Here is a 22,380-nt window from a genome sequence, read left to right as displayed (position 1 = left end):
TATCCCTTTTAAATCGTAATTATGCGTCTTCGCCAAAAGCGTTTTTAAGCCATTCGATCTCATTTCCGGTGAAGGCTATCACATCGAACCGGCAATCCACAGTATCAAAACTCCCATTATGGCGGGCAAGCCACAAGTGGGCAGTCTGTAATAATTTATGTTGTTTGGCGAGCGTCACGCTGGCGGCAGCACCGCCAAAACGGGAAGACTGTCGAAAGCGGACTTCTACAAACACAATCACCTGACCCTCTTTCATGATCAGATCAATTTCGCCGCCACGTCCGCGAACGTTAGCGGCGATAAAATGCAGTCCTTTGCCTTCAAGCCAGCGACGCGCTTTTAACTCCCACGCATCGCCGGTCTCTTTACGGCTTAACTGGCCGGGACGATTTGTCCCTGCTGGTATTTGAGCCATGATAACTTCCTGTTGATCACGCAGTCCTGCGTCGCGGTCAGATCGCCGGTGTTGCCGTTAAGCTCAAAGCCCGGTACCTGACGCATCTGGGTAAAGTGGTTCGCCAGCGCCCATGCATCGACCCCCATGGCATACAGACGCGCCAGTGAGTAGTCGTTACGTACGCTGCTCAGCGCCTGCTGCATCAGCGCCGGGTTGCTGCCCGCGAGCATCGGAATTTCACTGTACTGCAGGCCGTCCATTTCCAGACGGAAATCCGGGCCAGCGGTGCCTTGCGCGCTGCGGGAACTGGCATAGAGTGTTGCGCCGCTCTGGCTGCCGTTACGCATCGCAATCATCGGTTTGATAAAGGCGATCTCTTGCGGTGTGGCAACGATATAAGCCGCATCCACTTTTCCACCGCCGCCGATCTGCGCATCGGTAGGTGGGGCAGGGATGGTCAGCCCACCAATGGTCACGCCCTGCTGCTGTGGCAGGCTGGCGGTCACCGGGCTGCCGTTAAGCGCGATACCCGCTCCGCCGTTTACGCCCGCGCGCAGTTCTGAGACGGAACCGAATTTCTGCTGCAGCACGATACCGCCGCCCAGCTTCTGCCACTCATCGGCGAAGGCATTCGCTACGCGATCGCCCAGCGTACTGCGCGGGATGAGCAACAGTGGAGCCTGTTTACCTTGCTCGTGGATATGACGTGCCGCATCGCGAGCTTCGTCTTCCGGAGAGAGCGCGAAGTAGCAAATATTGGCCCGGTTTTGAACCTGCTCCGGCTGGTTGAGCGCCAGCACGTTTAGCGTGGTATTGCTCTTCATCAGCTCTTCCACGTTGTTTTTCAACAGCGGACCGACAACGATGCTCGCCCCGTCCTGTTGCACCTGAGCCAGTACCTGGTCAAGCGGCTGCGAACTGGTGTCGTAAATTTTCAGTTCGGTGCCAGGATTAGCGCTGGTGGTCGCCACGGTCTGCGGCTGCGCGGCAGGTTGAGTGGTTGGTTGAGTGGTTGGTTGTGCTGGCTGTTGTTGAGGTTGTTCTGCTGTTGCCTCAGGCGCTGCAGGAGAAGCAGGTGTCTCCACTGGCGCCTGTGTTGCTGGTTCTGCAGCAGGCGGAGGCGTCGTCGGTGCGGTCACCGGGTTTTGCATCGTGCCTTGCGCCGGGGTTTGCGCCGTGGTCAGATCGCTGGTCTCGGCGGCGGAAGGGCTGACAACATCATTCACGTTGGCCGCCTGTGCTGCCTGCACCGGCACCGCGCTGCCCGTCACCGGCATAGTGCCGTTTTTCGCCGCTTCAAAGCCCTGTTGAATCGTACGGCCAAACACCGCCGCCTGACCATTCAGCGGCAGAAGCAGTGCAATTTTGCTGGTCGATGCTGGCTTAAAGTTCTGCACGTTCACCAGCTGGGTTGGCAGCATTTTGGCGCCCGGGTTTTGCGGGTAGCGAGTCTGCCAGTCGGTAATACCGGCCTTCAGCATCTTAGGGTCGGTGCGGTTGTTAAACCACATCTGTTGGAGATCAAGCCAGCCCTGCAGCACGTTCTCATCCGCGTTGATGACCAGCGCCTTTGCCTGATCCGGGGTCATGGCGGCAAGAGCCTGCCAGGTGGCATCAATATTTTTCTGCTTGTCGGCACCGGCAAGCAGCGGTTCCTGAGCGATAAGCGCGCGGAGCAGCGTCAGGGAAGGACGCCCCTGTTCAGCGGTGATACCCGCCTGCCAGAAGCGTGCCTGCTGGTTTTTATCCAGCGCGCTCAGGTCGATGCTACCTAGGATCTTTTTCGCGCTGTCATACTCTTTCTGCGCGACCTTCAGCTCGGCAGAGAGCAGGCTCTGCTCAAGACGCTGGGTATCGTTAAGATCTTTCGGCAGCTGGCCGAACAGCTCTGCAGCCTGCTGGGTTTTTCCCTCTTTCAGCAGTGCACGAATGGCGAGTAATTGCCAGTTGATCCTGGTATCATTTGAACTCTGCGACATTTGTTGCAGATAAAAGCCAGAATCAGCCTGAGCGGAACCCTCAAGATGGGCGGTGCTCTGGTCAGGTGCCTGGGTGCCGCAGCCTGCAAAGATCAGGGCTGCCAGCAGAAGCGGCACGCTGCGCGTGGCTTTTTTTCGAAGAAACGTTAACGGTACCATACTGTATCCAGTGATTTTTTTTACGCAATGCTCAATATTAAATCGGCAATACGGACGAAACAATGAAACAACACGAAACGGCAGATAATTCTCAAGGCCAGCTTTATATTGTACCTACTCCTATCGGGAATTTGTCTGATATTACCCAACGTGCACTCACTGTATTGCAAGCCGTTGATTTAATTGCGGCTGAGGACACTCGTCATACCGGTTTACTGCTGCAGCATTTCGCGATTAACGCCCGTTTGTTTGCCCTGCACGATCACAATGAGCAACAAAAAGCCGACACGCTGGTGGCGAAGCTCAAGGAGGGGCAGAACATTGCGCTGGTCTCCGACGCGGGAACGCCGCTGATTAACGACCCCGGCTACCATCTGGTGCGTACCTGCCGTGAAGCCGGCATTCGCGTTGTGCCCCTGCCGGGACCGTGCGCCGCGATTGCTGCGTTAAGCGCCGCAGGTCTGCCGTCTGACCGTTTCTGCTATGAAGGTTTTCTGCCCGCCAAATCCAAAGGCCGTCGCGACGTCTTAAAAGACCTGGAAGCGGAACCGCGCACCCTGATTTTCTACGAATCCACCCACCGCCTGCTGGAAAGCCTGGACGATATGGTTACCGTCTGGGGTGAGTCCCGCTACGTCGTGCTGGCGCGCGAGCTGACCAAAACCTGGGAAACCATTCACGGCGCACCGGTGGGTGAACTGCTGGCGTGGGTGAAGGAAGACGAAAACCGCCGCAAAGGTGAGATGGTGCTGATTGTCGAAGGGCATAAAGCAGAAGAGGATGCCCTGCCAGCCGATGCGCTGCGCACGCTGGCATTGCTACAGGCCGAATTGCCGCTTAAAAAAGCGGCTGCGCTGGCGGCGGAAATTCACGGCGTGAAGAAGAATGCCCTGTATAAGTACGCGCTGGAGCAGCAGGGGGAGTAAGCCCCAGCCGTCTTTTTGCCGGGCGGCGGCTGCGCCTTACCCGGCCTACAGATCTGAACACTTTTTATTTTCCTGGCACCGCCTCAAACACCAGCGTTTCCAGCGGTTGTAGCGTAATCACCACGGCGTTTTTGTATTGTCCCGGTACGGTTGCATTACGGCCATATACCGCTCTCAGACTAAACTGCGCTGCCTCTCCTGTCGGGATTTCGAAATCTTTCGCTAAATCCAGATAGTAGGTTTGCGGCTTGTCCGACGGGTTTCGCAAACCAAGAATGGCTTTGTCTTTATTCCATGACGCCCAGCCGTAAACCTGAAGCGCCGTCGGGTCTCCGCCTATCCAGTGGGTATCCACCAGCACGCTGGCGTTTTCCCGCGACCATTTTGCCGCCTGCGCAAGGGTATCCCACTTCGCCTTGTTCAGCATTGAAGGAGTGATATACAGCTCCTGCAGCTGCGTGCCGGTCGCGAAGTAGCTCCAGACCTGATCGGCAAAATCGCTGTCCGTTTGTACTTTCTCCAGCCCGTAATAGGCGTTTTCCGCACTGACGATCCCGTGGTACATCAGCGAGTTCAGCGGGAACAGCGGGCCTTTGCGCACAATGGAGCGGTACGTTTCGGCATCGCGGTAGGTCATCCACTGCTGTACCGGCGTGCCGGGCCCGTACAGGTTAATGTCATCGCCCTGGCGCCAGATCGAGTCGGCGTAGAACAGCCAGGATGGGCTGGCGTTGGTGCCGGTCGTCAGGTTGATAAACAGATTTGGGTTGGCGCTGCGCATGTTATGTAGCAGAGCGATAGAGGCGTCAAAATCCGAGGCAAACGGGCTGCCCTGGATATGCGCGTTGGCATTACCCATCCCGTCCAGCTTGAATGAGGTAATGCGTTCGTTTTTGATAAGCTTAACGATCTGCTCATTGAAGTTCTTAAAGTAGTTCGGTCCTGACAGGGCCAGCTTTCCGTCGACGGTTTCAAACCCATACTCTTTTGCATGCGAGACGCGAACGTCGCGAGGCTTGTTGTAGCCTCCCCACGGCGAGAGCCACAGTCCGACCGAGCTGTGCAGGCTGTCGGCTTTTTCCCGAACCTTGCCAAAACCGTCGCTGAATGCCGGGCCAAATAGCCAGCGCCCGGTAAGGTCGTCCCAGCCGTCGTCCAGCAGGAAGGCGTCCAGCGCCACGCCGCGTCCGGTAATGAACTCCTTATTCCACTCGTCCATCCGCCCCAGAACATCCTGCTCGGTGTACGGATTGAAAAAGCCGATATCCATCCAGCTGTTGTAGTGCAGATAAGGCTTGTACGGTCGCGGACGCACGGCATCAATAAACTGGTTCACGCTGCGGCGCAGCTGGCTGATTTCCGGGAAGGTGCCGAACCAGGTGGTAAAGCTGACCGGCGACTCTGGCTGGATCGGCGTTTTCAGTTCTACGTTGAGATTGGTGGTCGCTTCATAGGCGTAAGTGTTAACGATGGGCTTGTCCGGCAAAATAAAGAACGAATCAGCAACGATCGGCGAGCTGTTGATCGCCCCGTCAACATAGGGTGCCTGAGACTGCTTTTTCGTCGGGAAGAAGGTAATTTTCGCCACGTCTCGCGGCTGGCCGACTGCGGCAACGGTGTAGTCGATGCTGGAGTATTTTCCCTTCACCAGGTTCAGCTTCACCGTTACGTTAAAGTCCGGATGGGTAAAGTCGACGACAATAGCGTTGTCCTGCTTTTCGACGTGCTTAATGGTGAAATCCGCGGTGTGGATTTTTGTCTCGTCCGGCAGCGTCAGGAAGAACAGCTCCTGCGGCGTGAGCGGATGGTTAGCCTTATTGTCCTTAACCACTACCGTTGAGTTTGCGTCATCAAATGACAGAGCAATATTGTCGTTATTGAGCACGTAGTTGGTGGCCAGAGCACCGTGAGAAACAAACAGGGCCAGCAGCGAGAGAGTGAGCACTTTTTTCATCGGTTAAGATCCTAATCAGAAATGCTTCAGCATTCGGTTGATGGATTGCTCCAGCCAGTAGCGCTGGGTGCCGAAGTTAATCCGCAGGTAGTTTTCGCCGTTTTGCACGTAGTGGCTGCCGTCTTCAATCACGACACCGGCCTGCTGGGCGAAATGTTGGGTCAACTCTGTGGCGCTGCGGTCGTCGGCGCTTACGTCTATCCAGGCCAGATACGACGATTCCGGGTTCATCATCTTCCACGCCGGGAAGTGGGTCTGAATAGCGTCCGCAAGGTAGCGGGCATTGCCTTGCAGATAGTCGTTGAGCGCGTCGAGCCACGGCAGGCCGTGCTGGTAGGCGAGAATAATCCCCCATACGCCGAACATATTGGGTGAGGTAATCGAGTTCTTCTCAAGCTGCTGGCGGAAGCGCTGGCGCAGCGAATCGTCCGGGATCATGGAGTAGGACGTTTTCAGCCCGCCCAGGTTGAAGGCTTTATTTGGCGACGTCAGCACGATCAGGTTGTCCAGTGCGGCACAGCCCGAGGTCAGACAGCTGACGAATGTGCCTTTCAGAATGTGCTCTGCGTGAACCTCATCGACCACCAGAATCGTGCCGTAGCGTTTACAGAGATCGGAGACCTGACGTATCTCATCCGCGCGCCAGATCCTGCCCGAGGGGTTATGCGGCGAGCAGAAGAACCACAGTTTTGGACGGTGGGTTTTGAGCTGATCTTCAACCAGATTAAAATCCAGCTGATAGCGGTTTTCCTTCACGGACAGCGGGTTAGCAAGCACCCGCACGCCCTGGCGCTGTGCCGCCATCGCAAACGGATCGTAGACCGGCGTGTTCATCATCACGCTATCGCCAGGCGTGCAGAACGCCTGGACCGTGTAATGCAGCGTGGAGACGGTGCCGTAGGTCAGGGTGAGCCACGACTTCTCCACCTCAACCTGATGACGCGTGCGCTGGAAGGCCATCACCGCGTCGTAAAATTCGTCGAAGCTCCAGGTATAGCCAAAGGTGCCGTGCTCCACGATGCGCTGGAAGCCTTCAATAACGGCCGGCGGCGAGGTGAAGTCCATGTCTGCGATCCACAGCGGGATAAACCCCTGCGGGACATCACCAAAGCGTGAGCAGACAAACGCATGGTCCCATTTACGGCACTTATCGCTTTTACGCTCGATGATTTTGTCGAAATCAAACACAACAACCCCCTGTTAGATTAAGGCTTCAATGCCGGTTTTGACGCTCTGCACCTGCGGGCCGATGATCACCTGAACGCTGTGAGCATCCAGCACCACCACCGACAGGGCGCCAGCCGCTTTCAGCTCCTGCTGATCGATAAGCCCCATCTCCTTCACGACCAGGCGCAAGCGGGTGATGCAGTTGTCGAGCGACTCGATGTTCTCTTTGCCACCGAGCGCGCGCAGGATAAGCCCGTGATCGTATTTCGATTTTCCACGCGCGCGGGTGTTGGCTTCGACGGCCTGCTGCGCACCCTGCGCGTCCACTTCACGTCCCGGCGTCTTGATATCGTGTTTGAGGATGTACCAGCGGAAGACGAAGAAGTAGATGGCAAACCAGGCGATACCGACCGGGAACAGCAGATACCATTTGGTCGACATCCCCTGCATCACGCCGAAGATCAGCAGATCCAAAATCCCGCCGTCGGTGTTGCCGATGGTGACCCCCAGCAGGGCCATCACCATCAGCGCCAGGCCCGACATCACGATATGGAAGGCGTAAAGCGCGGGGGCGATAAACAGGAACAGAAACTCAATCGGTTCTGAAATACCTGTGACGACGGAAACCAGCACGCCGGAAAGCAGCAGCCCCTTAATTACCGGGCGGTTTTCCGGACGCGCGGTGCGGTAGATGGCGTACGCCACGGCAGGCAGGCCAAAGATAAAGGTCGGCATAAAGCCTTGTGACAGAAACGCGGTAACGTGCGGGCTAAACGGCAGTCCGGCTTTCAGCTCGGCGTAGAAGATATTCAGCGCGCCGGCCACTTCATGGCCGTTGACCATCTCAATGCCGCCTGCCGGTGTGAAGCGCACCATCGCCAGCAGGATATGGTGCAGACCAAAGGGTTTAAGCAGCAGCACGCCTACACCGTACAGGAACGGTCCGAAAACGCTGGTGCTCTGAATGATATGGCCAATTCCGGCAATGCCCAGCGCCACGTATTCCCACAACAGCGGGATAAACAGCCCGACCAGCGACAGCGTGAGTGCGGTAATGATGGGCACAAAACGAATGCCGCTAAAGAACGCAAAGGCGTCATGCAGCACCGTGTCCTGAAAACGCTCGTGCAGGAAGTAAGTGATTACCCCCACCACGATGCCGCCCAGTACGCCCATCTCCAGGGTCTGGATCCCCAGCACGATCGATTGTCCTACCTGTCTCATGGTGGCGGCGTCGGCAAGCTGGTGGGTGGCGGTCAGGTAGTAGTTGATGCTCATGTTCATCAGCATATAGCCAACGAACCCGGCAAAGGCGCCCACGGCCTTGTTGCGTTTGGCGAGGCCCATCGGGATAGCCATGGCAAACATCAGCGGCAGATAGGTAAAGGCGAAGCCGCCCACCATGGCGATAAAGCCAAAGGTCAGCTGCGTTAACTCGCCGCCCAGAAAGGGAAAGCTTTTAATAGTGGAAGGGCTGGTGACGGAGCTACCGATACCCAGCAGCAACCCCATAAAGGCCAGCAGAGAGACGGGGAACATAAACGTCTTTCCCAGGCTTTGGAAAAATTCCCACGCTTTCGATTTAAACGACTTTTCCTGTGTCATGTAGGGACTCCTCGGATTTTTAGGATAATGGAAGGCGCTGTCCGGCTTAAGGACGCGCCTTCATATTTGCGAGGCTTATAGTTATTTTTTAGGTATTGACGTAATGCGCGATGGGATCAGGCTTCGGCAGGAAGCAGGAGCCGGTTTGCCGAGCCGCAAACGGCGATCTTGCTTCTGACCACCTCTTTCATGGCGTCCATGCCTACCCGCATGTAGAAGCGCGGATCGTTCCCCTGCGGGTTTTCGGCAAACCAGGCTTTAACCGCGTCAGAGAAGGCAATTTTCAGCTCGGTGGCCACGTTGACTTTGCATACGCCCAGCTCGATGGTGCGGCGAACAAACTCATCCGGCACATCGCTCGCGCCGTGCAGCACCAGCGGCACGGTGACCACTTCGCGGATTTCCGCCAGCCGCTGGAAGTCGATTTTCGGACGTTTGGTATACAGGCCGTGTGCGGTGCCGATGGCGACGGCAAGGCTATCGACGCCGGTCAGTTCGACGAAGCGTTTCGCCTCCTGCGGTTCGGTGAGGAACGCGCTTTCGGCGTCTACGCTCATGTCATCTTCCACGCCGCCCAGACGGCCCAGCTCGGCTTCGACGCTGCAGTCGTTGAGGTGGCAGAAATCGACCACCGACTTCACCAGTTTCACGTTTTGTTCAAACGGATAGTGGCTGCCGTCGATCATCGCGCTGCGCACGCCCGCGTTGACCTTGCGGCGTATATCATCCAGCGATTCGTGGTGATCGAGATGCAGCGCCAGCGGCATGTTGTAGGTGTGGGAGTACGCGCTGCACAGGGCGTAGATCTCTTCCAGCGCAATATGCTTAAAGGTGCCCGGCGTGCCCGCGAGGATCACCGGCGATCGCATTTCGCTGCACGCTTCAAGGATCGCCTGGATCGTCTCCGCGTTGTGGATGTTGAACGCCGGAACGGCGTAGCCTTTTGCCTGTGCGTCCTGCAGAAGATATTTGGTTGAAATGATACTCATGATCCGATCCTCTTAAGCCTGCCACGGATGAATAACAACGCCCTGCACTACACGGTTGACCGTCCCGCTGGCGGATGGCGTATCGGGCGTATTGCCTACGCTGAGCGACTGGGAGAGTGCAAAGACCTGGGCATACATCAGGAAGCAGAACGCCTGTTCCATATCGATAAACGGACGTGAAGGCGGCAGCAGAATGTGCGGACCCGCTTCAATGACCGGAGCGTTTTCAGCGGCGATGGCGACGACGCGCAGGGCCTGGCGATCGCGGCGCAGTTCGGCCAGCAGATCCAGATCGTACTGACGCGTATACGGATGGCTGGAGATAAACACCACCACCAGCGTTTCGCTATCGACCAGCGACTTCGGCCCGTGACGGAAGCCCGTCGGGGAATCGTAAAACGCCGCCAGCTTGCCCGCCGTCAGCTCCAGCACCTTCAGCGCCGATTCGCGCGCCGCGCCCTGCAGCCCGCCGCTTCCCAGATAGACGACGCGTTTCCACGCTTCATTGCCAAAGACGCCGTGGCTGAAATCGCCGAGCGCGGTGAGGATCGCCTGACAGCGATCGGCGACGTCGCGGAAGGTGTGGCTATTGATCGTTTCCGGCGCGAACACCGCCAGACAGCTCGCCATCATGGTGGTAATGCTGCTGGTCATCGCGAACCCGCGATCGTGCGTTTCGGCAGGCATCAGCAGGGCAAAGGCGTTATCGCTGTCGATGGCGTTCTGGTACAGGCTCCCCGCCTCGTTGCAGGTGATCGACAGGTGGTAGCACTCCGGCACGAACTGGTTTGCCAGCTCGACGGCCGCGACGCTTTCCGGGCTGTTGCCGGAGCGGGCAAACGAAATCAGCAGCAGCGGATGCGCAGGGCTGAAGTAGTCCACCGGGTTCGTGACCAGATCGGTTGTTGGCACGGCAGTGAAGTTTTTCCCGGTGTAGCTCGCGAGCCAGGGAGAAACGATATCGCCGATAAAGGCGGATGTGCCCGCGCCGGTCAGGACGATCCGCAGATCCTCCTTGCGCAGCAGCGGCGTCAGGAAACTGTCGATCGAAGCACGCAGGTTATCGATGTTGTTGAGCGAGCGGATCCAGCTGGCAGGCTGCTGGCGGATCTCTTCCTCTGTCCAGGTGCCGGTTGTCGCGGCGGTAGTGGTTTGTGGCATAACTCAGTCCTTAGTCGTGTGAATTCCACATCAGACGCTGGCAATCGTGTCGCTATCTTTCGTTTCGTTTCACTTGTTCACTTAAGCAGTTAAATAAAATCTATAGAAAAGAAATCGAAACTTCAATGAAAGAAAAGAAATAAAACGAAAAGTGTGATCGTGAAAGGAAAGGGAAGAGTTAAGGAAAGGAAAAGAAAGGCCTTACGATCGGGTGCCGTAAGGCCAACAGGAGACACAATGAAAGGGCTAAAGGGAGAGAGCCTGTCCCTGAATCCAGATCTGCTGGAGGTGTAAACCCCCGTCCAGCGCAATGATATTGGCGCGTTTACCCGGGGCTAAGGATCCTAGCTGACCGTCAACGCCCAACAGCCGGGCAGGGTGCAGCGAGGCCATATGGATAGCGTCTTCGGCGGTTACGCCCGCATACTCCACCATATTCCTGACCGCGGCATCCAGCGACAGCGTGCTGCCCGCCAGCCCGCCGGAGCCGGTTCGACCCACGCCGTTTTGCATCGAGACCTCTTCGCCACAAAGCGTATACCGTCCGTCCGGCATACCTGCCGCCTCCATTGCATCGGTAATCAGCACCACGCGCTCCTGCGCGCAGCAGCAGCATAAGCGCATCGCCCCCGGATGGACGTGGTGCCCGTCGGCAATCAGCTCCAGCCACGCCCGTTTGTCCGTAAGCCCTGCGCCGACCATTCCGGGCTCTCTGTGGTGCAGCCCCGTCATGCCGTTGTAGCAGTGAACCAGCCCGTCGGCACCCGCATCAAATGCGGCAAGTGTTTGCCGGTACGTGGCAGCGCCGTGGCCCAGCATCACGCGTATCCCGCGCTGTTTAAGATGGCGAATCGCCTGCAGCGCGCCGGGTTTTTCTGGCGCGAGCGCCACCACCCGTAGCGTGCCCTGTGAAACGTCAGCCAGCCTGTCCAGCTCGACGATATCCAGCTCCCGGAACAGCTCCGGCGGATGCGCCCCTTTGTTCTGCGGCGTAAAGTACGGTCCTTCCAGATAGCTGCCCAGGATCTGCGCGCCCGAGCCGCCGGACTGACTGCGCCGGGCGATACGCATCAGCGCGGCGTGGATGGCCTTCAGCGGCGCGGTCACGGTGGTGGGCAGAAATGCGCCCACGCCTTCGCGGGCTTTATGCATTGCCAGGGTGTCCAGCACGCCGGGCGCATCATCCATGACGTCCACGCCAGCGCCGCCGTGGACGTGCGTGTCGATATAGGCCGGGCAAAGCAGCTCCGCATCCCGCGTCGTAACGCCCGCCGGGATGGGTTCAATCGCCGCAACCGCACTGCTTTCAATGCGTAGCTGGTGGTCGTCCAGCCAGCCCTGTTCGGTAAGGATCCGTCGCGCGCGCAGCAGCTGGCTCATATCCCTTCCTCAGCAGGGGCTTCCTCATGACAGCGCCCAAGCTCATCCACCAGGCTGGTCAGGCCGCGATGGCCACACGCGAGCGCCTGCAGACGAAACGCTTCGCTACTTAACCCGTCGCGTTCCAGCACCATTTCCAGCAGAAGTTGCAGGTTGGTGCCGGTGATCACTTCCCATCCCGGCTTTTGCATCGCAAGCGTTGACGCTACGCGAAACGGCGTACCGCCGAGCAGATCGGTAAGAAACACGATATCGTACTGGGGATCCAGTTCAGTTACCGCCTGCTCAAGCTGCGCGGTTAGCCGCGCAGTCGAGGAGGTTTCCGGGAAATCGATGGCGATAAACTGCGGCTGTTCGCCGAGGATCTGCTTCATCGCCTGTTCAAGTCCGCTGGCAAACCCACCGTGACCCGTCAAAATGATGCCTAACATCGTGACCTCTTTGCTTTTACAGGAAGTGACAGAATTTACCGACAACGCCCAGCACCACGGTGATACCAATCAGGCACAGCGGGCTCCAGCCACGACGCACCAGCCAGAACATGGTCAGGGTATAGACCAGCGGCAGAAATGCGGGCATCAGCTTGTCGATGACGTCGGCTTGCAGTTTGACAACCGCATCCCCGGCTTTGATTTCAAGCGTGGTATTCAGGCGCACATAGGTTGCTACCAGCGCGCCGATCACCGTCATCCCGACGATAGACGCAGCGTGGCCGACCTTTTTGGTGTTGGCTTTAATCAACGGGATCGCGGCAACGCCCATCCGGTAGGCGTAGTGCGCCAGACCAAAGCGCAGGCCGAGGTGCACCACGTTAAACAGCACGATAAAGACCACCGCACCCAGAATCGAACCCTGCAGCGCCAGGCTGGCACCAATACCGCCGCAGATGGGTAACAGGGTCAGCCAGAACATGGCATCGCCAATGCCGCCGAGCGGCGCGCCCACGGCAATTTTGGTGCTCTGGATGCTGTTCACATCCTGCTTGGAGCGCTCCATCGCCAGAATGATGCCGATAACAAAGGTGACCAGGAACGGATGGGTATTAAAGAACCCCATGTGGCCTTTCATCGCCCGCGCCAGGTCCCGCTTGTTGGTGTGGATCTTTTTCAGCCCAGGCAGTAATCCATACAGCCAGCCGGAGGCCTGCATACGCTCGTAGTTAAACGAGGCCTGTAATAGCATGGAGCGCCATGCGACACGGTTAATGTCCTTTTTCGTCAGTTCGGCACCGATGCTCTGGTCTTCATAGATGTTTTCGTTTACGCCGGTGAGCAGGGTCTCTTCACTTTCAGACACGCCTGGCAGAGTGGTTTGATTAGATGCCATCTTCGAATTCCTCTTTCTGGGCCGTTGACGCAGTCGGTTCAGGTGATTTACGCATCAGGTCGATCAGCGCCATCGCCAGCGCAGCAGCCGCAATCGCCAGCACCGGAAGTTTCAGCCAGGCCGCAGCGACAAAACCGATAATGAAGTAAGGGATGTAGACGTTTTTCATCATGATCTTCAGCAGCACGGCGAAGCCGATGGCTGGCATGATGCCGCCTGCAACACCGAGACCGTCTATCAGACGTTCCGGCAGGACATCAATGGCGGTTTTCGCGTGCTCCGCACCGAAGTAAATTGGCAGAAAAGCACAGAGAAAGTAGAAGATACCCAGCGCCAGCAGGGCAAGATAGTTAACCCGTTCAATACCGTGCGTGTCCGCATTAGCCGCCATGCGATCGCAACGGGACATGACGCCGGACATCACGGAGAAGAGGAAGGTAATACCCATTTGTACCGCAACAGCAAACGGTACAGCGACCCCAACGGCGACATCCGGTTTCACGCCTGTGGTAATGGCAAACGTGGTGCCGACAATGGTGCCGATAATCACGTTTGGCGGTTGCGCACCAGCCAGCGGCGCCAGACCCATCCAGACCAGCTCTAACGTGCCGCCGGTCAGAATGCCGGTATGCAGATCGCCCAGAATCAGACCAACCAGTGGCCCCAGTACCACCGGGCGGTGCATGTGTGTTAACCCGTTAAACATATCCAGGCCCGCGATAAAGGCGAGAAGCCCCAGCGCGAAAGCCTGCAACAGACTGATTTCCATTGTGAATCCCTCATAGCAGTTTAAAGAGATCCAAAGCAGCCTCTGTTGGAACGCCCTGAACGATGCATTCCACCCCGGCCGCTTTCAGGCCGTTGAACGCAGTGATATCGTTCGCGTCGACAGATACCGTTTTGGCAATTTGCCGTTTGCCACTGGCGTAATGCATGTTTCCGACGTTAATACGGGTGATGGGCACGCCGCCCTCTACCAGCGTTAAAAAATCGGCGGGTGATTTACAGACCAGCAGAATCTTCTGGCGGTCAGCGGCGCGGTGAATGTTATCGATCACTTTTTGCAGAGACCAGAAGCGCACGGCGATCCCTTCCGCAAGTACCATTTCCATCAGGTTCTGTTGAACCGGATCGTCTGCAACCTCGTCATTTGCCACCAGAACCAGGTTCGCCCCCGCAAACCCTACCCACTGAACGCCCACCTGTCCGTGGATCAGGCGTTCATCAATGCGGCATAAGACAATGTTTGGCATAGTGTTTTCCTCTTTTTTAATTATGCGTGTTGAGTCGGTACGCCTTCGCAGGCGGCATGGTACTGCTGGAGTATGTCCTGAATGTGGTCAATGATGAGTTCCCGCGGTGTCGACTTGAGAGCGCCCTCGCGAACTTTGCCGTATTGCAACGGCAAATATTGACTGATGAGCGGCAGCGGGATGGGTTCGTCGTCCAGGTTGCGGACCAGTCGTTCAAAGGCATCGTCAATCTCGCTGTCTGGCCAGTAATAGCGCACGCGGTCGGAGTAGCTGTAGCCCCGTGCCAGCCGTCGTGCGTTGCCGTCACCGTGATAATGGCTTTGCCAGTACTCGGGGCGATCGAGCATCACGTTTTCCAGTACGTGGCGCAGGCCAGAGCTGGCTTTGGCTGGCAGCAGCTCCTCTTCAATGGCGGCCAGTGAGAACAGCGCTTCACGCAGGGCAAAGGTCAGGGCCGGGCCGACTTTTAAGATTGCAAAGTGATCTTTCACCAGCTGGCGCAACGCCTGTGATGTCTGGTAGTCAGTGGAGTGCGCTTCAAATACCAGCGTGTCGTATGTTTCAACCATTTCACTCAGGGCGATGGCTTTTTGCGGTTGATAATCGCAGACGTGGGCGTGGTCGAACTCCACGCCAGGCTGAACCACCAGGCCGATAATGCGTGGCCAGATGTCGTTCAACCCCACTTTCTCAAATGCATGGCGATGCGCTTCAAGCGTGGCGCGCGCCGCCTCAGGCGTGGTGACTTCAAGTTCACTCAGCGTTTCATGTGCACCACCGGGAACCGGCACCTCCGTGCCAATAACGTAGACCAGATCGGCTACACCAAATTTCGCACGGCAGGTGTCTTCGGCAATTTTGGCCAGACGCGCGGCGCGCTCAGCGACGATGGCATCGGTTAAGGGAACCGGATCGTCCTCGCAGGACATACTGCAGTCCAGATGGATCTTCTTAAACCCCGCAGTGACGTAGCTTCTGATCAGATCGTCGGCGTTCGCCATCGCCTGTAAAGCCGGCAGGTTTTGCCAGCGGTTTGGGCCCAGGTGATCGCCGCCGAGGATCAATTGTGACGTCGGAAAACCAAGTAACTCCGCCAGCCTGCTAACGAAACCGTGAAAATCGGCGGGCGTCATGCCGGTGTAGCCGCCAAACTGATCCACCTGGTTTGAGGTTGCTTCGATCAGCAGTGGCGTGCAGCGTAACTGGGCGTAACGAATGGCCGCTTCAAGTACCAGTGGATGTGCTGAACAGACGGCATAAATTCCGTTTGCCTTCCCCCGTTTATGTTGTTCCACCATTTCTGTCAGATGTTTCACTTTCCTCTCCATTTCGGATGGTGTTGGTAGTCATCTTTCGTTTTGTTTCATTTAATCCTGCATGATGGTGATGTAAAAATAAAACGAAAGATAATGGTTTTCCGATCTGTTTCACAAAAGAAACACAATGAAAGGTTTCAGCGTCGGGCTTGTTTGCGTATGTCCCCCAGACAGCGCTTGCATTCCACAAAAAGAAAGGCGTTAATAGGCAAAACGAAATGAAACGAAAGTGTATTGATTAAGGACTTCATATGAATAGCTCCGATTCATCCGCAGAAAAGCGCGTCACCGGTACCAGTGAAAGGCGAGAGCAGATCATTCAGCGGTTGCGGGCGCAGGGAAGCGTGCAGGTTAACGATCTTTCTCATTTATATGGCGTATCGACAGTGACGATCCGTAACGATCTGGCATTCCTGGAAAGGCAGGGCATCGCTGTTCGCGCTTACGGCGGGGCGCTAATTTGTGAAGGCAATGTGCCCGGCATCGAGCCCTCCGTTGAGGATATAAGTTCGCTCAATACGGCGGTCAAGCGCAGCATCGCTCAGGCCGCCGCCGCGCTGGTGAAGCCGGGCCATCGCATTATTCTCGACTCTGGCACCACGACCTTTGAAATTGCCAGAATGTTGCGCCAGCACACGGATGTCATTGCCATGACCAATGGAATGAATGTGGCGAATGCGTTGCTGGAAGCGGAAGGGGTGGAACTGCTGATGACCGGCGGCCACTTGCGTCGTCAGTCGCAGTCTTTCTATGGCGACCAGGCGGAACAGTCCTTACAGAATTATCACTTTGATTTGCTGTTCCTGGGCGTTGATGCCATCGATCTGGATCGTGGCGTGAGCACGCATAACGAGGATGAAGCGCGTCTGAATCGCAAAATGTGCGAGGTGGCAGAGCGCATTATCGTTGTGACTGATTCCAGCAAGTTCAACCGCTCAAGCCTGCATAAAATCATTGATACGCAAAGGATTGATATGATTATTGTCGATGAGGGCATTCCGGAGGAAAGTCTGGATGGGTTGCGTAAAAGCGGGATTGATGTAGTGCTGGTTTCCCCCTCATCCTAACCCTCTCCCCGTAGGGAGAGGGCAGGGTGAGGAGTCATCACGTCACTGGTGCCGGGTTAAACACCGCCAGCTGGTTATGTAATCCCCATTGGTCCGAGAACGTTTTCTTCCGCCCGCTTGCCACGTCCAGAATGAAGTGGAATAGCTTCCAGCCCACGTCCTCAATGCTCTCTTCTCCGGTGGCGATGGTTCCCGCGTTGATATCCATTAAGTCGTACCAGCGGTTTGCCAGCTCGGTGCGCGTCGCCATTTTGATCACCGGGACTGCCATCAGGCCATACGGCGTGCCGCGTCCGGTGGTAAAGACCTGTACCGTAATGCCGGATGCCACCTGCTGGGTGCCGCAAACAAAATCGCTGGCAGGCGTTGCCGCGTAGATCAGGCCGCGTTTGGTCGGCCGCTGTCCCGGAGAGAGGACTTCCACAATCGCGCTTTGGCCGGATTTAGCAATCGAACCCAGGGCTTTTTCCACGACGTTCGCCAGGCCCCCTTTTTTGTTTCCCGGAGACGGATTCGCGCTACGGTCGGTTTTACCCATGTCGAGATAGTTATCGTACCAGGCCATCTCCTCAAGCAGGCGCTGGCCCACTTCTTCATTGACGGCGCGCGGCGTCAGTAAATGGATGGCATCACGGACTTCAGTCACTTCGGAGAACATCACTGTCGCACCGCAACGAACAAGCAGGTCGGACGCAAAGCCCACCGCCGGGTTGGCCGTCACGCCAGAGAACGCATCGCTGCCGCCGCACTGGGTTCCCACCACCAGGTCAGAGACGGGGCAGGTTTCGCGTTGGCGTCGGTTGAGCTTATCGAGATGACGCTCGGCAACCTGCAGAATATCGTCGACCATAGACCGGAACCCAATGTGGCGTTCGTCCTGCAGGCGTACAATGCTGGCCTCGTCTGCCGGAATGGCTTTGACGTCTTCGGTACCCTGGAGCAGACGCTCAGGCTGGAGTTTTTCGCACCCCAGACCAATCACCATCACCTCGCCGCCAAAATTCGGGTTGAGGGCAATATTATGAATGGTACGGATCGGCACGACCGCCGCTGGCGCGTTGATCGCTACGCCACAGCCATAGAGATGGTTCAGGCCAACCACGCCATCGACGTTCGGGTATTTCGGCAGCAGATCGCGTTCGATGATTTTCACCACGTAATCCACCACGCCCGCCACGCAGTGTACGCTGGTGGTGAGACCAAGAAGATTTTTGGTACCGACGCTGCCGTCCGGATTGCGATAGCCTTCAAAGGTATAGTCTTCCAGCGGAGGAAGCGGTTCCGGTACGCGGGTGGCAAGTGGCAGGGTGTTCAGCGGTGGCGCTTTTGGCAGTTCAACCAGCGACTCCTCAATCCAGCTTCCCTGCGGAATTGCGCGAACGGCATAGCCGATGACTTCACCGTAACGCACGATCTCCCCATGGGCAGGAATATCGACCAGTGCGACCTTATGCCCCTGGGGAATATGTTCAATTAACGTCAGTCCGTCCGGGAAGCGTGTTCCCGCTTTTAAGCCATTGTCATTGACAATAATCGCCACGTTATCCGTATCGTGAACTTTTATATAAAACGCCGTCGGCGATGCCTCTCTCATTTCAATATCGGCCATTATTCACATTTCTCCGGCAAAGTGTCAGATAGTAAATTTAACCCGTTGGATAATCGTTTTATTCTCGAGGAAATAAAGGATGTCAGCAGAAGACAGTTAAAAATGTGATCACGATCGCGTCAGGCTAACTAATCCCTGATTCTGTGCATTAGCGCCCACAGCGTTGGGCATATGCTCAAAATGGCGTTGAAATGAGGCGCAATACTTGAGCATAAAAACAATGTGCTGTTGTGAAGTGACGATTATACTGAAGGACGATTTTATATTGCCAACATTCAGTCAGAGAAATAAATATAAAAACAATATGTTTCGCAATAAATAATCCCGGCTCAAACTGCGGAATTAAAAAGGTATAAGTGATGAATAACAATATCTTCCTGAATACGTTTAAAACGGCCCTCGCGGCGCACCAGATCCAGATTGGCTGTTGGTCTGCGCTGGCAAACCCAATAAGTACTGAAGTGCTGGGCCTTGCTGGTTTTGACTGGCTGGTGCTCGACGGCGAACATGCGCCAAACGATATCAGCACCTTTATTCCGCAACTGATGGCCCTGAAAGGCAGCGCCAGCGCCCCGGTGGTGCGAGTGCCAACCAATGACCCGGTGATCGTCAAACGTTTGCTGGATATCGGGTTCTACAATTTCCTCATCCCGTTTGTGGAAACCCAGGAACAAGCGGCGCTGGCCGTGGCGTCAACGCGCTACCCGCCGGAAGGGATCCGCGGCGTCTCCGTCTCACACCGCGCCAACATGTTCGGCACCGTGCCGGACTACTTCGCGCAGTCCAATAGCAACATCACTGTTCTGGTGCAGATTGAGAGCCAGCAGGGGGTTGATAACCTCGACGCTATTGCAGCCACAAACGGTGTGGACGGTATCTTTGTCGGCCCAAGCGATCTGGCTGCCGCCTTTGGCCACCTGGGCAATGCCAGCCACCCTGACGTGCAGCGTGCGATCCAGCACATATTTGCTCGCGCCAAAGCACACGGTAAACCGAGCGGCATACTGGCGCCGGTTGAAGCCGACGCCCGACGTTATCTGGAGTGGGGAGCCACCTTTGTTGCCGTCGGCAGCGATCTCGGGGTGTTCCGCTCAGCGACGCAGAAATTAGCGGACGCTTTTAAAAAATAACCATCATTGAGGAAACAGTTATGACGCTGAAAGTGGGTTTTATTGGCCTGGGGATCATGGGTAAACCAATGAGTAAGAACCTCATCAAAGCGGGTTACTCACTGGTGGTCTCCGATCATAATCCGCAATCTGTGGCCGAGGTGATGGCGGCTGGCGCAGAAACCGCCTCCACCGCCAAAGCGATTGCTGAGCAGTGCGATGTCATCATTACCATGCTGCCAAACTCCCCGCATGTTAAAGAGGTCGCGCTGGGGGAGAACGGCATCATTGAGGGCGCAAAGCCCGGCCTGGTGCTGATTGATATGAGCTCTATCGCACCGCTTGCAAGTCGTGAAATCAGCGAGGCGCTAAAAGCGAAGGGCGTGGATATGCTGGACGCGCCGGTCAGCGGCGGTGAGCCGAAAGCGATCGACGGCACGCTGTCGGTGATGGTCGGCGGGGATAAAGCTATTTTCGATAAATACTATGACCTGATGAAAGCGATGGCAGGCTCCGTGGTGCATACGGGTGAAATTGGCGCGGGCAACGTGACCAAGCTGGCGAACCAGGTCATTGTGGCGCTGAACATCGCCGCGATGTCTGAAGCGCTGACGCTGGCAACCAAAGCGGGCGTTAACCCGGACCTGGTCTATCAGGCGATTCGCGGTGGTCTGGCGGGAAGTACCGTGCTGGATGCCAAAGCGCCGATGGTGATGGACCGTAACTTCAAGCCGGGATTCCGTATCGACCTGCACATTAAAGATCTGGCGAACGCGCTCGATACGTCCCACGGCGTAGGCGCACAGCTGCCGCTGACCGCGGCGGTGATGGAGATGATGCAGGCGTTGCGTGCAGATGGTCTGGGTACGGCCGATCACAGCGCGATTGCATGCTACTACGAAAAACTGGCAAAGGTAGAAGTTGCGCGTTAATTACGTCTTGCCTGCACCTGAAGGTGACAGCGGCGCGCAAACCCTCTATACTGCGCGCCGAAGCTGACCAGACAGTCGCCGCTTCGTCGTCGTCCCTTTCGGGGGAGACGGGCGGAGGGGAGGAAAGTCCGGGCTCCATAGGGCAGGGTGCCAGGTAACGCCTGGGGGGGAAACCCACGACCAGTGCAACAGAGAGCAAACCGCCGATGGCCCGCGCAAGCGGGATCAGGTAAGGGTGAAAGGGTGCGGTAAGAGCGCACCGCGCGGCTGGTAACAGTCCGTGGCACGGTAAACTCCACCCGGAGCAAGGCCAAATAGGGGTTCACATGGTACGGCCCGTACTGAACCCGGGTAGGCTGCTTGAGCCAGTGAGCGATTGCTGGCCTAGATGAATGACTGTCCACGACAGAACCCGGCTTATCGGTCAGCTTCAACTTCTTAAAAAACCCCGCTTCGGCGGGGTTTTTGCTTTCAGTAGGTTGTAGGTCGGTTAAGTGCTGCGCCACCCGACAACCCCACAAACGACATCAATTCTCATATTTGCGACATTAAGCACATTTCACTGTTTTTATCTCTTCAATGGCCTCAAGCAATCTACAGGCGATCGTTATCACAAAATTTCGCGCTGAAAAGGGGTTAATCCACGGTGTTGTTAATTTGTTGTGATTGTTGTCTTAATGATTCAATATGTTTTCATGTTTGATATCTACATATTGCATTTAAAAACATTCATCCTGCGAATGTGTGACGTATTCCTCTTTTTATCGAAAGCCAGCCTAAAAGCATCTGTAAAAATTGATAAATTGAAAGAATGTTTCAACTGAATAACGGTTATTTATTGGTCTTTAATTGCCTGAAAGATCGTCTTTATTGATTTTATTAACGCAGGAAAATTTATCCAGGTTATCGCCATAAAATAAATTTATTAGTGTTGGTTTTGTTGATCGATATCAGCGTAATGGTGTGATATGACAAGATTATATGATTGATTATAAAAGCTTTTTATGTTTTTTGTTGTTCCGGTGAATAATGCGGGAAGGCAAATTGTGAGTAACAGCACATACCCCCTGAAACAATATTGGGTAGAATCCGCTGCGTCATAGGGAAATAAGCGCAGAATATTATGAACACTATTATTCTACCGAAAACACAGCACCTCGTGGTATTTCAGGAAGTCATTAAAAGTGGCTCCATAGGTTCTGCTGCAAGACAACTGGGCCTGACGCAACCCGCCGTCAGCAAAATCATCAGCGATATCGAATCCTACTTCGGCGTGGAAGTCATGGTGCGTAAAAACACGGGCGTAAAACTGACTGCCGCAGGCCAGGTGCTGCTCTCCTACTCAGAGTCGATCACCCGCGAAATGAAAAACATGGTGAGCGAGATCAACAGCCTGAGTTTCAGCACCGTGATGGACGTTTCCTTTGGCTACCCATCACTGATTGGTTTCACCTTCCTGTCCGAAATGATCAAAAAATTCAAGGAAGTGTTCCCGAAAGCGCGTGTATCTATGTATGAAGCCCAACTCTCCTCTTTCCTGCCAGCCATTCGCGATGGTCGGCTGGATTTCGCCATCGGCACGCTGAGTGATGAGATGCTGCTGCAGGATCTGCACGTCGAGCCCTTGTTTGAGTCAGAATTTGTGCTGGTCGCCAGTAAATCACGAACGTGCACCGGCCCGACGACACTGGCATCGCTCACGCATGAGCAGTGGGTGATGCCGCAAACCGATATGGGCTACTACAAAGAACTTCTGACCACTCTGCAAGACAACCACATCAGTATTGAAAACATCGTCCAGACCGATTCCGTGGTCACCATTTATAACCTTGTCCTGAATGCCGATTATCTGACGGTGATTCCACGCGACATGATTGCTCCGTTCGGCTCGGATCAATTTATTGTTCTGCCGGTAGAGGATGAATTACCCGTGGCGCGTTATGCCGCCGTGTGGTCGAAAAATTACAGAATTAAAAAATCCGCGTCAGTATTGGTTGAACTGGCAAAACAATATGCCTCACTCACCGGTGAAAGACGACGATGAAATATTG

At 55.8% G+C, this 22,380-nt stretch carries 19 protein-coding genes and 1 other RNA gene; 6 read left to right on the top strand and 14 right to left on the bottom strand.

Annotated elements, in window-relative coordinates; genetic code table 11:
• Positions 1 to 19: 19 nt before the first annotated feature.
• Positions 20 to 415 carry a YraN family protein gene (locus L383_RS08440; RefSeq protein WP_014885358.1) on the bottom strand — a complete coding sequence of 132 codons (396 nt, stop codon included), beginning with the start codon at positions 413 to 415 and terminating at the stop codon, positions 20 to 22.
• Positions 373 to 2,535: a penicillin-binding protein activator gene (locus L383_RS08445; protein WP_023331385.1), complete on the bottom strand. Its 2,163-nt coding sequence runs from the start codon at positions 2,533 to 2,535 to the stop codon at positions 373 to 375. Before L383_RS08445 ends, L383_RS08440 begins: the two co-directional genes overlap by 43 nt.
• 62 nt (positions 2,536 to 2,597) lie before the next feature.
• Here L383_RS08445 and rsmI point away from each other — a divergent pair, with 62 nt between their 5' ends.
• Positions 2,598 to 3,461 (top strand): 16S rRNA (cytidine(1402)-2'-O)-methyltransferase, encoded by an 864-nt coding sequence (rsmI, locus tag L383_RS08450; RefSeq protein WP_014885356.1) that lies wholly within the window; start codon positions 2,598 to 2,600, stop codon positions 3,459 to 3,461.
• Between the two features lie 64 nt (positions 3,462 to 3,525).
• Here rsmI and L383_RS08455 read toward each other — a convergent pair whose 3' ends face one another.
• The 11 genes from L383_RS08455 to kbaZ form a co-directional block, all read right to left on the bottom strand.
• On the bottom strand, positions 3,526 to 5,415 hold the full coding sequence (locus L383_RS08455; RefSeq protein ID WP_023331384.1) for an alpha-galactosidase: 1,890 nt from the start codon (positions 5,413 to 5,415) through the stop codon (positions 3,526 to 3,528).
• Between the two features lie 15 nt (positions 5,416 to 5,430).
• Positions 5,431 to 6,603, bottom strand: a complete 1,173-nt coding sequence (locus tag L383_RS08460) for a MalY/PatB family protein (RefSeq protein WP_023331383.1) — start codon at positions 6,601 to 6,603, stop codon at positions 5,431 to 5,433.
• A 12-nt stretch (positions 6,604 to 6,615) separates the two neighbouring features.
• A complete protein-coding gene (gene malX / locus L383_RS08465; protein WP_023331382.1) occupies positions 6,616 to 8,187 on the bottom strand; it encodes a maltose/glucose-specific PTS transporter subunit IIBC in 1,572 nt (523 codons plus the stop codon).
• Positions 8,188 to 8,303: 116 nt separating this feature from the next.
• Positions 8,304 to 9,176, bottom strand: coding sequence for a tagatose-bisphosphate aldolase subunit KbaY (gene kbaY, locus L383_RS08470; RefSeq protein WP_023331381.1), 873 nt, complete (start codon positions 9,174 to 9,176; stop codon positions 8,304 to 8,306).
• Positions 9,177 to 9,188: 12 nt separating this feature from the next.
• Entirely contained in the window at positions 9,189 to 10,337 is a 1,149-nt protein-coding gene (locus tag L383_RS08475; protein WP_023331380.1) for an SIS domain-containing protein, read from the bottom strand.
• A gap of 246 nt (positions 10,338 to 10,583) precedes the next feature.
• A complete protein-coding gene (gene nagA / locus L383_RS08480; protein ID WP_023331379.1) occupies positions 10,584 to 11,717 on the bottom strand; it encodes an N-acetylglucosamine-6-phosphate deacetylase in 1,134 nt (377 codons plus the stop codon).
• Positions 11,714 to 12,148, bottom strand: a complete 435-nt coding sequence (gene agaF, locus L383_RS08485) for a PTS galactosamine/N-acetylgalactosamine transporter subunit IIA (protein ID WP_023331378.1) — start codon at positions 12,146 to 12,148, stop codon at positions 11,714 to 11,716. Before agaF ends, nagA begins: the two co-directional genes overlap by 4 nt.
• A 16-nt stretch (positions 12,149 to 12,164) precedes the next feature.
• On the bottom strand, positions 12,165 to 13,043 hold the full coding sequence (gene agaE / locus L383_RS08490; RefSeq protein WP_023331377.1) for a PTS N-acetylgalactosamine transporter subunit IID: 879 nt from the start codon (positions 13,041 to 13,043) through the stop codon (positions 12,165 to 12,167).
• Positions 13,033 to 13,812: a PTS N-acetylgalactosamine transporter subunit IIC gene (gene agaW, locus L383_RS08495; RefSeq protein ID WP_023331376.1), complete on the bottom strand. Its 780-nt coding sequence runs from the start codon at positions 13,810 to 13,812 to the stop codon at positions 13,033 to 13,035. The genes agaE and agaW overlap by 11 nt, the downstream gene beginning before the upstream one ends.
• Positions 13,813 to 13,822: 10 nt before the next feature.
• Positions 13,823 to 14,296 carry a PTS N-acetylgalactosamine transporter subunit IIB gene (gene agaV, locus L383_RS08500; RefSeq protein WP_023331375.1) on the bottom strand — a complete coding sequence of 158 codons (474 nt, stop codon included), beginning with the start codon at positions 14,294 to 14,296 and terminating at the stop codon, positions 13,823 to 13,825.
• Between the two features lie 20 nt (positions 14,297 to 14,316).
• Positions 14,317 to 15,612, bottom strand: coding sequence for a tagatose-bisphosphate aldolase subunit KbaZ (kbaZ, locus tag L383_RS08505; protein WP_023331374.1), 1,296 nt, complete (start codon positions 15,610 to 15,612; stop codon positions 14,317 to 14,319).
• A gap of 251 nt (positions 15,613 to 15,863) precedes the next feature.
• Between kbaZ and L383_RS08510 the strand changes: the two genes are divergently transcribed.
• On the top strand, positions 15,864 to 16,679 hold the full coding sequence (locus L383_RS08510) for a DeoR family transcriptional regulator (protein ID WP_023331373.1): 816 nt from the start codon (positions 15,864 to 15,866) through the stop codon (positions 16,677 to 16,679).
• Positions 16,680 to 16,716: 37 nt separating this feature from the next.
• Here the strand turns inward: L383_RS08510 and garD are convergent, their stop codons facing one another.
• A complete protein-coding gene (gene garD / locus L383_RS08515) occupies positions 16,717 to 18,288 on the bottom strand; it encodes a galactarate dehydratase (RefSeq protein ID WP_023331372.1) in 1,572 nt (523 codons plus the stop codon).
• Between the two features lie 359 nt (positions 18,289 to 18,647).
• Between garD and garL the strand changes: the two genes are divergently transcribed.
• From garL to tdcA, 4 genes are all read left to right on the top strand, one after another.
• Positions 18,648 to 19,418 carry a 2-dehydro-3-deoxyglucarate aldolase gene (gene garL, locus L383_RS08520; RefSeq protein WP_023331371.1) on the top strand — a complete coding sequence of 257 codons (771 nt, stop codon included), beginning with the start codon at positions 18,648 to 18,650 and terminating at the stop codon, positions 19,416 to 19,418.
• 20 nt (positions 19,419 to 19,438) lie between these two features.
• A complete protein-coding gene (garR, locus tag L383_RS08525; RefSeq protein WP_023331370.1) occupies positions 19,439 to 20,329 on the top strand; it encodes a 2-hydroxy-3-oxopropionate reductase in 891 nt (296 codons plus the stop codon).
• 59 nt (positions 20,330 to 20,388) lie between these two features.
• Positions 20,389 to 20,765: RNase P RNA component class A (gene rnpB / locus L383_RS24585), an RNA gene on the top strand.
• A 687-nt stretch (positions 20,766 to 21,452) separates the two neighbouring features.
• Positions 21,453 to 22,373, top strand: a complete 921-nt coding sequence (gene tdcA, locus L383_RS08530) for a transcriptional regulator TdcA (RefSeq protein WP_014885345.1) — start codon at positions 21,453 to 21,455, stop codon at positions 22,371 to 22,373.
• Positions 22,374 to 22,380: the final 7 nt, after the last annotated feature.

Origin of the sequence: Enterobacter sp. MGH 37 (genome assembly GCF_000534515.1) — a bacterium.
GTDB classification, from domain to species: domain Bacteria; phylum Pseudomonadota; class Gammaproteobacteria; order Enterobacterales; family Enterobacteriaceae; genus Enterobacter; species Enterobacter kobei.
This window is presented reverse-complemented; position numbering and strand designations above follow the sequence as displayed.